General features: G+C 43.9%; 10 protein-coding genes and 1 pseudogene. 3 read left to right on the top strand and 8 right to left on the bottom strand.

The annotated features are described in order from the left end of the window. A pseudogene (locus Q4486_RS11160) lies at positions 1-342 on the top strand (hypothetical protein); the annotation flags it as partial. A gap of 83 nt (positions 343-425) precedes the next feature. Here Q4486_RS11160 and Q4486_RS11155 read toward each other — a convergent pair. The 4 genes from Q4486_RS11155 to zigA form a co-directional block, all read right to left on the bottom strand. Further along, positions 426-1,799 carry a dihydroorotase gene (locus Q4486_RS11155; protein WP_303519472.1) on the bottom strand — a complete coding sequence of 458 codons (1,374 nt, stop codon included), beginning with the start codon at positions 1,797-1,799 and terminating at the stop codon, positions 426-428. Further along, the gene (gene thrS, locus Q4486_RS11150) at positions 1,796-3,787 is read right to left on the bottom strand and encodes a threonine--tRNA ligase (protein WP_303519471.1); all 1,992 of its coding nucleotides are present in this window, start codon (positions 3,785-3,787) and stop codon (positions 1,796-1,798) included. Before thrS ends, Q4486_RS11155 begins: the two co-directional genes overlap by 4 nt. 3 nt (positions 3,788-3,790) lie before the next feature. After that, positions 3,791-4,351, bottom strand: a complete 561-nt coding sequence (locus Q4486_RS11145) for a carbonate dehydratase (protein WP_303419042.1) — start codon at positions 4,349-4,351, stop codon at positions 3,791-3,793. 171 nt (positions 4,352-4,522) lie between these two features. Continuing rightward, positions 4,523-5,755 (bottom strand): zinc metallochaperone GTPase ZigA, encoded by a 1,233-nt coding sequence (zigA, locus tag Q4486_RS11140; RefSeq protein WP_303519469.1) that lies wholly within the window; start codon positions 5,753-5,755, stop codon positions 4,523-4,525. A gap of 137 nt (positions 5,756-5,892) precedes the next feature. On the opposite strand from zigA, the gene Q4486_RS11135 reads away from it, so the two are divergent. After that, positions 5,893-6,288: a Fur family transcriptional regulator gene (locus Q4486_RS11135; RefSeq protein WP_303519468.1), complete on the top strand. Its 396-nt coding sequence runs from the start codon at positions 5,893-5,895 to the stop codon at positions 6,286-6,288. Between the two features lie 161 nt (positions 6,289-6,449). Here the strand turns inward: Q4486_RS11135 and Q4486_RS11130 are convergent, their stop codons facing one another. Both Q4486_RS11130 and Q4486_RS11125 read right to left on the bottom strand, forming a co-directional pair. Continuing rightward, positions 6,450-6,608: a hypothetical protein gene (locus Q4486_RS11130; RefSeq protein ID WP_197468029.1), complete on the bottom strand. Its 159-nt coding sequence runs from the start codon at positions 6,606-6,608 to the stop codon at positions 6,450-6,452. 6 nt (positions 6,609-6,614) lie between these two features. Continuing rightward, the gene (locus Q4486_RS11125; protein WP_303519467.1) at positions 6,615-6,767 is read right to left on the bottom strand and encodes an oxidoreductase-like domain-containing protein; all 153 of its coding nucleotides are present in this window, start codon (positions 6,765-6,767) and stop codon (positions 6,615-6,617) included. A gap of 429 nt (positions 6,768-7,196) precedes the next feature. Between Q4486_RS11125 and Q4486_RS11120 the strand changes: the two genes are divergently transcribed. Then, positions 7,197-9,425 carry an NADP-dependent isocitrate dehydrogenase gene (locus Q4486_RS11120; protein WP_303519466.1) on the top strand — a complete coding sequence of 743 codons (2,229 nt, stop codon included), beginning with the start codon at positions 7,197-7,199 and terminating at the stop codon, positions 9,423-9,425. 108 nt (positions 9,426-9,533) lie between these two features. Here the strand turns inward: Q4486_RS11120 and sthA are convergent, their stop codons facing one another. Next, positions 9,534-10,934 carry a Si-specific NAD(P)(+) transhydrogenase gene (gene sthA, locus Q4486_RS11115; protein WP_303419056.1) on the bottom strand — a complete coding sequence of 467 codons (1,401 nt, stop codon included), beginning with the start codon at positions 10,932-10,934 and terminating at the stop codon, positions 9,534-9,536. 89 nt (positions 10,935-11,023) lie between these two features. Continuing rightward, positions 11,024-11,263, bottom strand: coding sequence for a (Na+)-NQR maturation NqrM (nqrM, locus tag Q4486_RS11110; protein WP_303419058.1), 240 nt, complete (start codon positions 11,261-11,263; stop codon positions 11,024-11,026). Positions 11,264-11,267 lie beyond the last annotated feature (4 nt).

Raw genomic sequence — 11,267 nt, 5'->3', positions numbered from 1 at the left:
GAAGCATCAAGCGACGTTAGCGAAACAGTTGAAGCACCTAGCGAAGCCACTGAAGCATCAAGCGACGTTAGCGAAACAGTTGAAGCACCTAGCGAAGCCACTGAAGCATCAAGCGACGTTAGCGAAACAGCTGAAGCGCCTAGCGAAGCCACTGAAGCATCAAGCGACGTTAGCGAAACAGCTGAAGCGCCTAGCGAAGTCACTGAAGCACCTAGCGATGTTAGCGAAACGGCTGAAGCGCCTAGTAAAGAAGCGCCTCCTGTTCGTAAGCGCAGAACACGCCGAGCACCTAATGACCCTCGCGAACTACGTAAGCGTCAAGAAAGTAATACTGATAGCTAGAAACGCTTAAAGTACAAATAAAAAGCGGGGCTTTTAAGCCCCGCTTTTTTTATCTATGGAATTACTTCGTTCTCTCTACCTGTTTAATCTATCACCTCAATAAACTCCATCGCCTTTCCTTGTAGCTCCCCGACCAACACCTCATCTCTTACGACGATCTGCCCCCTAACAACGGTATGAATAGGCCACCCCGTAATTTTTTTGCCATGATAAGGCGTCCAACCACTACGGCTCGCAATCCACTCATTATCAATAATACGTTGAGCGTTAAGATCAACTAAGGTTAAGTCAGCATCATAACCTAAAGCTATACGCCCCTTCCCCTCAATACCAAAAATACGTGCCGGGCCCGCGCTGGTTAAATCCACCAGCCGCTGAAGTGTTAATCGACCTTCATGCAGATGATTTAACATTAAAGGTAATAAAGTTTGCACCCCTGTCATCCCACTAGGGGATTGAGGATAAGGCCTTAACTTCTCCTCTAATGTATGAGGTGCATGATCACTGCCAATAACATCCACTGTGCCATTTTGAATACCTTCCCATAATGCCTCTTGATGCTCTAATTCGCGTACAGGGGGATTCATTTGCGCCAAACTTCCCAGCATTTCATAACAGTCAGGCGCAACCATAGATAGATGATGTGGGGTCACTTCCACTGTTACACGCCGCTTATGCCTCGCCAGAAATCGCATCTCATCGGCAGTTGATACATGGAGAACATGTAATCGACGCCCACTTTCTGCCGCCAACGCAACAATACGCCGAGTCGCTTTAAAAGCGCTTTCCACATTACGCCACTCATGGTGCTGACATACATCACCACTTTCTTCTACGATCTGTTTACGTGCCTTTAACAACGCCTCATCTTCTGCGTGTACCGCCATACGCCGATGACCATGAGACAATATGTTACGCAGCACCGCGTCATCATCAGCTAGTAGATCACCAAAAGAGCTGCCCATAAACACTTTCACACCCGCACACCCAGGCAGATTTTCTAGCCTATCTAACTGCTCTGCATTAACAGCGGAACCACCAATATAAAATGCGTAATCGCACCATGCTTTAGCGTCTGCAGCATCTAACTTCGCCTGAAGATCGGCGTCCCAAAGTGTTAGTGGGTCAGTATTTGGCATCTCAAAAAAACCGGTAACGCCTCCCAAAACAGCGCCACGAGAGCCACTTTCAATATCTTCTTTATGGGAGAGTCCGGGTTCACGGAAATGCACTTGGCTATCAATTACGCCCGGCAATACATGCAAACCTTGTGCATTTATCACTTGGTCGGCCTGCCACCTCCCCTTTAAATCACCTAAAGCAACAATAACCCCGCCGGAACTTGCTATATCTATTTGCTCAGCACCATTAGGCGTTATAACCACTCCCCCCAAAACCAATAAGTCAGCATGTAGCTCATCGGCTAAGCTTTGTATTTTTCTAAAAGCCTGCTTCATATTAATGCCTTATCAGGTGATTCAATTTGCAACTTTTCTTGCAGTGATGTTAATAATTGCTCTTGCGATATCTGATAAGGAGGTGCGCATTCTCGGCGCAAAAAATCTAACGCGTCAACAAGCGAGAAAGCACCTAGATCTTGGCCATCACGGCTTCGTATAGAAACGGAACCGGTATCACGTTCTTTCGCCCCAACGATAAGCATGAAAGGGATGCGCTGTAGTGTTCTCTCTCGTATCTTATAGCCTATTTTTTCTTTCCGGCTATCCACTTCAGTACGCAACCCTTCAAGGGATAACCACTGACCAACGCTTTGTGCATAATCTACATGCTCATCAGTAATCGATAGAACCACAGCCTGAACCGGTGCTAACCAATAAGGTAATTTACCTTCATGATGCTCTAACAAAATACCGGCAAATCGCTCTAAAGAGCCAAATAGTGCACGGTGGAGCAAGATCGGATGTTTACGTTGCCCCTCCTCATCAATATATTCCAGAGCAAAGCGCTCAGGCAGATTCATATCCACCTGTAAGGTACCGCACTGCCAATCACGGCCAATAGCATCTCGCAGAACAAACTCCAGTTTTGGACCATAAAATGCTCCCTCACCTTGATTGACTTGAAAACTAAGCTCCATAGCCTCTAAGGTCTGAGTTAATGCACCTTCAAGAAAGTCCCATGTGTCATCTGTGCCTATACGGTTTTCTGGACGTGTTGACAATTTAATGCGCACATCGTTAAAACCAAAATGACTATAGATATCCAGCACAATTCGTACAACAGATCGGCATTCATCTTTAACCTGCTCAGGCGTGCAGTAGATATGGGCATCATCCTGCGTAAAGTGCCTAACCCGCAACAAACCATGGAGTGCACCAGAAGGCTCATAGCGATGCACTTTACCAAACTCCCCCATTCTGATTGGTAGGTCACGATAGCTTTTAAACCCATGTCGATACATCAGAATACTCCCAGGGCAATTCATCGGCTTAAGCGCGAGGACCTTTCCATCTTGAGTCTCTGTTGTATACATATGATCACGATAGTTCTGCCAATGACCCGACTGCTCCCACAAACCTCTATCCATCACATCCGGTGAACTCACCTCAACGTAACCAGCTTGCTGCTGACAGTAACGCATATAATCAATAAGCTGCTGAAAGAGCGTCCATCCTTTAGCGTGCCAAAACACAGCCCCCGGCGCCTCTTCTTGAAAGTGGAATAGATCCAACTCACGACCTAATTTACGATGGTCACGCTTCTCTGCTTCTTCGATACGACGCAAATATGCCGAGAGTGCTTTTTTATTGGCCCATGCCGTACCATAGATACGCTGGAGCTGCTCGTTGTTAGCATCACCGCGCCAATAAGCACCTGACAACTTAGTCAACTTAAAGTGCTTTAAAAAACGCGTATTAGGCACATGTGGCCCACGACACATATCTATATATTCTTCATGAAAATAGAGGCCAAAAGCGTGCTCATCCGGCATATCCTCTATAAGACGTAGCTTGTACAGCTCTTGCCGCTCTGTAAAAATTTTCACAACATCTTCACGTGGCAAGCTGCGCTTAACAACATCATATTGCTTAGCAATCAGCTCCCCCATACGCTGCTCAATGGCATTAAGATCTTCAGGCGTAAAAGGCCGCTCAAACGCTATATCATAGTAAAAGCCATCATCGATCACAGGCCCAATAACCATTTGGGCTGAAGGGTAAAGCTGCTTAACCGCATGACCTATAAGGTGCGCACAAGAGTGGCGGATAATCTCTACCCCCTCATCATCTCGAGCTGTAATCAGCTGCACTTTTGCATCAACATCAATAAGATCACTTAGATCCATCAGCCTATTATTGACCTTGGCCGCTATGACATTCTCAGCAAGGCCTTGGCTAATCGATAAGGCGACGTCCTTAGAGGTAACGGGGTTATCAAAACATTTTATTGCCCCATCGGGCAGCGTGATATTAACGGACTTCATATATTAAAACTCGTTCTGGATTCGCTTATAACCCATAACCAACTCATTATTGGTACGCGCTACATCTTCGGAAAATTCACTCGCCGCCACGGAAACCTGCGGTAGAGACGTAAGGTCGGTTTCTGCACCTATTCGCTCAGTAGAGCGTACATAGAAACCCGCGGGGAGATGACAACCATCGACTACAGCGTTGTGTCTAACCACACAACCGGTTTCCACCGTACAGTTAAATAACACTGAATTAAAACCGATAAACACCCCACTACCTACAGAGCAGGGCCCATGTACAATAGCTCGATGAGCAATAGAGGTTCGCTGCCCTATAGAGACTTTCGCCCCTGATTTGGAGTGAATCACAACCCCATCTTGAATATTAGAATGCGCCCCAATTATGATCGGCTCTATATGATTATTAGCATCAACCTCATCGGCTCTAATCACAGCATAGGGGCCAATAAAAACGTTCTCTTCAACGATAACTAATCCACAGATAATAGCTGTCGGATCAATGAAAGCATCGGGATGAATTTGTGGTATATCGCCACGAGGGTTTTTTCGAATCATGTTTATTCTCTAAAAATGTGCGAATTAGATATGACTTAACAACAACCTTGCTATCGCCATAATAAAAAGAAAGGAAATAAAAAAGAGCTATAGAAGTTATAGGCTGCATCTCAATGCAGCCCACTAAAGCGATCTAAAAATAACAATCGAACTCCAGTTTTAAGGACCCGCTTAGGAGTGAGTCTTTTGTTCACTTTGCGGCCAGCTCATAAAAGGATTATTCCAACTTGACCAAGCATCAGGACCACAGGCCATCTCTTCATCTGTCAGCATGCACTCATCAAAGCCAGCGCAAAGCGCATCCTTATCCATATCCATGCCGATTAACACGATCTCTTGGCGCGCATCACCGACATTCTCATCCCATTTCTGACGAATAAAAACAACGCTTTGAGGGTCATCGGGCCACTTTTCAATTGGTACAGATACCCACCAATGTCCCGCAGGACCATGATGAGCAACAGCGCCTGCTTGCGACCAACTGCCCGCCATTGTCGGATTAGAAGCCAACCAAAAATAGCCTTTAGAACGCACAACGCCCGGCCACTCGCTCTCCACCCATTTTTTAAACCTTAAAGGATGGAATGGCCGTCTTCCCTGATATAAAAAAGAGCTAATACCGTACTCTTCTGTTTCTGGAACATGCTCGCCACGCATCTCTTTCAGCCAGCCAGGCGCTAATGAAGCTTGTTCAAAATCAAACAGCCCCGTTCCTAAAACATGCTCAAGCGAGACTTTTCCATATTCAGCAACCACAATACGAGCCCGCGTATTCAAACTACGAAGAATGGCATCAAGCTGCTCCCGCTCGTCAGCTGAAATTAAATCGGTTTTATTCAGCACGATCACATCACAGAACTCTACCTGCTCAATCAATAGGTCAACTACCGTTCGTTGATCTTCATCACCCAAGGATTCACCACGCATTTGAAGGCTGTCTTGCGAACTGTAATCACGTAAAAAATTAAATGCATCAACCACAGTCACCATAGTATCCAACTGCGCAATGCTATTAAGACTTTGCCCTCCCTCATCCTCAAAGGTAAATGTCTCTGCAACCGGTAGAGGTTCTGATATACCTGTAGACTCAATAACGAGATGATCAAACCTAGCTTCCTTAGCTAAACGGCTGACTTCATCTAATAGATCCTCTCTTAATGTGCAGCAGATACATCCATTGCTCATCTCTACAAGCTTTTCTTCAGTGCGAGAAAGTTCTGCACCACCTTCCCTCACAAGCGCTGCATCAATATTGACCTCCGACATATCATTAACAATGACAGCAACACGGCGCCCTTCACGATTATTAAGAATGTGATTTAGCAAGGTTGTTTTACCAGCCCCTAAAAAGCCGGAAATAACCGTAACTGGAAGGCGCTTTGCTTGACTACTTTCAGAACTCATCTCTACTTATTCCTCACTTTTCTTATTGCTAATGATAATGCATTATCATTAAAGGATTAACAAGAATTTATTCGTGCAGTCAGAATCACACTCTGTTTAAATCCTTTAGTGATTGTTAGCTAGATTTTGAGGAAAAAATGACGATTGAACGTAAAACCCGCCAGTATGAGGCTATTCGTGCAGTGCTGACTGAAGCAAAACGCCCTCTGCTTGCCCAAGAAATTTTGAGTTTAGCCTCCGTTATTGTGCCTAAAATGTCATTAGCCACGGTTTATCGAAACTTAAAAGGACTACAAGCAAACAATCTGATTACAAGCGTTTTACTCCCTGGACAAAATCCAAGATACGAGATCAAAACACATACACACCACCATCATTTCCAATGCCGGTATTGCGAACAAGTATTTGAAGTGAATTTATGCCCAGGCGGCTTCGAAAGCTTTATGCCTGAAGGGTTTACAGTTGAAGACCATGAACTTATTTTATACGGTGAATGCAAGGAATGTAGTGCACATAAATCAGAAGGGTCTTAACTGCATGAATCCATTAAAACAATGGCGGACGCTAAAAAACTATAAGGAAAAGAGTGAGTTCGGAAAATAGGCCCCTGCACAATCGGTAATTCTCTATGCAAAAATTTCAATGACACTTTGCATATAAGGACGATAGTGATAGAAGCGTTTTTTAATAAAAACTATTTTTTCTTAAATAAATCTAACAGTTTCTGCTTAGGATCCTGCTCATCAGCAGGCAGCGCCTTTTCAAATCGCTTTTGCAATAAGGCGAACTTCTCTTCTTTCTTTTTATGCTTGGCCTTCTCCCTAGAAGAACGCATATCTACAACATCACCCATGACTAATCACTCACTGTCATTGTCTTTTTTTATTGAAGCCTGCTGAGCATTCCAAGCAGCTAATGCTTCATAATAGATATCCCACACACAAGGCGAGCAAGCACTCTCACAACACTCACAATCTGCGGGAGGAGTAGGTTTCTCTGTTAATTCAGCCATACTATGCTCTTTTTCCATTATTTTATTCTACCTCGGTCTCCTACTAAATTAAATCTAAGATCATTCCTGTCCCTAAATTGGGTCTGAAAAATTCACTATATTTGCTCAAGGCTTATTAGACCTAAAGTCTTAACTAGCAGCTGTCATTAATTGGCAATAGTTCTTCGATTAAATAAATAATCGGCTCTATTTATAGAACTACATACGGAATTATGCTGCATCGCAGCACAAATATAGGAAAAAAAGTTGTAAAAACACAACAACATTAGCCATAAGTACATAGGCCAGACGTATGACTATTGCGCTGAATTCAGTATAATTCTGTTACTAAATTACAACCATCGGGTTTGAAATAGTGGAGAAAGGTAGCCACAAGCCGCCTTTGTTCAAACCCTTGGCTGCACTGCCATAAAACCTTTGGGGAATACAATGACTACAACGAACCAAACCATCTATTACACTCTAACCGACGAAGCACCATCATTAGCTACATGCTCGCTTCTACCTATTGTTCGTACATTTACTTCTGCTGCTGGCATCGATGTTAAAATTACAGACATCTCTCTAGCAAGCCGTGTTCTCTCGACCTTCCCCGAAAAGCTTACAGAGGAACAGCGCGTAGAAGATGGCCTTAAGTTCTTAGGTGCTCTGACACAAGATCCTAATGCAAACATTATTAAATTACCTAACATCAGTGCTTCCATCCCTCAGCTAAAAGCATGCATTGCCGAGCTACAAGCACAGGGCTATGACATTCCTAACTTCCCTGAAGATGCGCAAACTGATGAAGAGAAAGAGATTCTTGCTCGCTACTCTAAAATTCTAGGTAGTGCTGTAAACCCAGTACTCCGTGAAGGTAACTCTGACCGTCGCGCCCCAGGTGCAGTAAAAGCCTTTGCCCGCAAATTCCCACACTCTATGGGTAAATGGAGCAAAGCATCTCGCACACACGCTGATTACATGACAGACGGTGATTTCTTCTCAAGCGAACAGTCAATTACAATGAAAGACGCTGGCGATGTGCGTATTGAATTTGTAGATCCAGCTGGCAAGGTTGAACTTAAAAAAGAGCTAAGCCTAGAAAAAGGTGAAATCCTTGATGGCATGCGAATGAGCTGCAAAGCCCTTCGCGAATTCTTTGAAGAAACGATGAATGACGCTAAAGAAACTGGCGTTATGTGGTCACTTCACGTTAAAGCAACAATGATGAAGGTATCCCACCCTATCGTATTCGGCCACGCCGTTACTGTTTTCTACAAAGAAGTTTTTGACAAGCATGGCGAACTATTCAAAGAGCTTGGCGTTAACCCAAACAATGGTATTAGCAGCGTTTACGATAAAATCGCTTCCCTACCTCGCTCACAGCGCGAAATTATTGAAGAAGATATCCATCAGTGTCTAGCACACCGTCCAGAAATGGCGATGGTAGACTCGGTTAAAGGTATCACTAACCTTCACGTACCTTCCGACGTAATTGTAGATGCTTCAATGCCTGCAATGATCCGTAACGGCGGTAAAATGTGGGGCCCTGATGGCAAGCCAAAAGATACTAAAGCGGTTATGCCTGAAAGCACTTACGCACGTATCTACCAGGATATGATCAACTTCTGTAAAACTAATGGCGCTTTTGATCCTACAACAATGGGTTCAGTTCCAAACGTTGGTTTAATGGCGAAAAAAGCAGAAGAATATGGCTCGCACGATAAAACATTCGAAACTGAAACAGGCGTTATGCGTGTAGTTAGCGCCGATGGTACAGTTCTAATGCAGCACGATGTCGAAAAAGGTGATATTTGGCGCGCTTGTCAAACTAAAGATGAGCCTGTTCGTGACTGGGTTAAACTAGCGGTAAACCGTGCTCGCCTATCAAATACTCCTGCTATTTTCTGGCTAGACCAAGAACGTGCACATGATCTTGAATTAACTAAAAAAGTTAAAGAATATCTTAAAGATTATGACACTGAAGGCTTAGATATCTCTATCAAGTCCTACAGCCAAGCAATCCGCTTTACCATGGATCGCTTAATTCGCGGCCAAGATACCATCTCTGTTACTGGTAACGTGCTACGTGATTACCTAACTGACCTATTCCCAATTATGGAACTAGGTACATCCGCTAAGATGCTTTCTATTGTACCTATGCTAAAAGGCGGCGGTATGTACGAAACAGGTGCTGGCGGTTCAGCTCCTAAACACGTACAGCAAGTACAAGAGGAAAACCACCTTCGCTGGGATTCCCTAGGTGAATTCCTAGCACTTGCCGTTTCCCTTGAAGATATGGGAATGAAAAACAATAATCAGCGTGCAGCGATCCTGTCTAAAACATTAGATGCTGCAACAGGTAAACTACTTGAAGAGAACAAATCTCCTTCACGTAAAACTGGTGAGCTAGATAACCGCGGTAGCCACTTTTACCTAGGCTTGTACTGGGCTCAAGAGGTCGCTAATCAGACTGAAGATCCTGAGCTTGCTGCACAGTTCAAAGAACTTGCTAAGACACTCTCTGACAATGAAGATAAAATCATTGCCGAACTAGCTGCTTGCCAAGGCTCTCCAGCGCCTCTAGATGGTTACTACCATGCGGACCGTGAAGCTGTGAAAAAAGTAATGCGCCCTAGTGAGACATTGAATAAAGCATTAGCGTTAGCAACTAAATAACGAAGAAGTAAATCTAAAAAGCTCGGCTTAAGTCCGAGCTTTTTTTTCTTTCATTTAGATACAAAAAAACACGCATGATGCGTGTTTTTTTATATCTCTACTAAACGACTAAAGATTCGCTACTCGATTCAAGCCAGCAATTGCAGCAACACGATAAGCCTCTGCCATTGTCGGATAGTTGAATGTCGTATTCACGAAGTATTTAAGGGTATTAGCTTCACCCTCTTGCGCCATAATAGCTTGGCCTATATGTACGATCTCAGAAGCATGCTCACCAAAACAGTGGATACCAAGAATCTGGAACGTATCACGGTTAAACAAGATCTTAAGCATACCGACAGGCTGCCCATAAATCTGTGCACGGGCGGTATCTTTAAAGAAGGCCTGACCTACTTCATAAGGTACACACTCCTCAGTCAACTCCTCTTCCGTTTTACCAATAGAGCTAATTTCAGGAATAGTATAAATCCCTGTTGGTACTTCATTGATATAACGGAAATCTTCAGCTGATAGCATATCCGCGGCCGCAGCTCGACCCTGGTCTAGCGCAGCAGAAGCCAAACTTGGCCAGCCAACCACATCACCCGCAGCGTAGATACCCTCACAAGCCGTTCTATAATGATCATCAACTTCGAGCTGTCCTCGACTATTTGCTTCTAAACCTATGCGTTCTAAATGTAAGGTTTCAGTATTACCACTACGACCATTACACCATAAGAAAGCATCCGCTCGAATCCGCTTACCGGATTTAAGCGCAAGCACTACACCACGATCATCAGCTTCAACACTCTCATAAACTTCATTATGGCGAATTTTTACAGCATTATTTCGTAAGTGATAACTTAATGAATCTGAGATCTCTTCATCCAAAAATGAGAGTAAACGACTTTGATTATCAACTAGATCAACTTTTACGCCGAGACCGCTGAATATAGACGCATACTCAGAACCAATAACACCGGCACCGTAGATAATTAACGTACGAGGTGTATGGCTTAATTTAAGAACAGTATCTGAATTGTAAATACGTGGGTGGTTGAAATCGATATCTACCGGTTTATAAGGTCGAGAACCTGTAGCGATAACAATATTTTTTGCCCTTAAGGTCTCATCACCTTTGACAGTACCCCGCACAAGAACCGTATTCTTATCTTCAAATTCAGCCGTACCAAAAAACACATCAATACGATTGCGAGCATAGAAATTTGTGCGTAAAACAACCTGGCTTGAAATAACTTTCTCAGCACGTTTCAGTACTTTAGGAAATGAAAACCAGCGAGGCTCTCCGATATCTCGGAACATCGGGTTAGTGTTAAACTCAATAATCTGTTTAACAGAATGACGTAGTGCTTTTGAAGGGATAGTACCTTTATGGGTACAGTTACCACCAACCGCTTCCTGCTCTTCGATAACTGCAACTCGACGCCCTTTCTTAGCAGCATTCATTGCAGCACCTTCACCGGCAGGCCCAGAACCAATCACAATGACATCATAGTCATAAACCGCCATCACTTTCCCCTATCTGTTATCGTTATCTTATTGTTTTGCTGGCATTTTTATTACCCACAACAGCTTACGCTTAGTGGCGCACAACTCAATTATTCTTTAGATTTAACTTCATAAGAAAGATTCAGCTGAGATCCTTCACTCTCTAACCGTTCTTGCTCTTCATCACATTTTTTCGGGTCACCGCCACAAATATCGCACGCGGTATCCATGCCTAAATTAGCCATACCACCACATGAACCGGCAATCGGCTTGCGCCCCATCAGTACACCCACCGACATCGCTACCACAACGGCAATTAACACTACAAACGTAAGTATCATCGTATCCATAATT

The organism is Neptuniibacter sp. 2_MG-2023, assembly GCF_030547495.1.
Classification (GTDB): domain Bacteria; phylum Pseudomonadota; class Gammaproteobacteria; order Pseudomonadales; family Balneatricaceae; genus Neptuniibacter.
The sequence above is the reverse complement of the archived record's forward strand: the minus strand, read 5'-3'. Positions and strand labels throughout refer to the sequence as shown.

Bases quoted from the DNA above. Each gene is read 5' to 3' on its own strand.
- Q4486_RS11155 (WP_303519472.1), bottom strand. From the start codon at position 1,799: ATGAAGCAGGCTTTTAGAAAAATACAAAGCTTAGCCGATGAGCTACAT.
- thrS (WP_303519471.1), bottom strand. From the start codon at position 3,787: ATGAAGTCCGTTAATATCACGCTGCCCGATGGGGCAATAAAATGTTTT.
- Q4486_RS11145 (WP_303419042.1), bottom strand. From the start codon at position 4,351: ATGATTCGAAAAAACCCTCGTGGCGATATACCACAAATTCATCCCGAT.
- zigA (WP_303519469.1), bottom strand. From the start codon at position 5,755: ATGAGTTCTGAAAGTAGTCAAGCAAAGCGCCTTCCAGTTACGGTTATT.
- Q4486_RS11135 (WP_303519468.1), top strand. From the start codon at position 5,893: ATGACGATTGAACGTAAAACCCGCCAGTATGAGGCTATTCGTGCAGTG.
- Q4486_RS11130 (WP_197468029.1), bottom strand. From the start codon at position 6,608: ATGGGTGATGTTGTAGATATGCGTTCTTCTAGGGAGAAGGCCAAGCAT.
- Q4486_RS11125 (WP_303519467.1), bottom strand. From the start codon at position 6,767: ATGGCTGAATTAACAGAGAAACCTACTCCTCCCGCAGATTGTGAGTGT.
- Q4486_RS11120 (WP_303519466.1), top strand. From the start codon at position 7,197: ATGACTACAACGAACCAAACCATCTATTACACTCTAACCGACGAAGCA.
- sthA (WP_303419056.1), bottom strand. From the start codon at position 10,934: ATGGCGGTTTATGACTATGATGTCATTGTGATTGGTTCTGGGCCTGCC.
- nqrM (WP_303419058.1), bottom strand. From the start codon at position 11,263: ATGGATACGATGATACTTACGTTTGTAGTGTTAATTGCCGTTGTGGTA.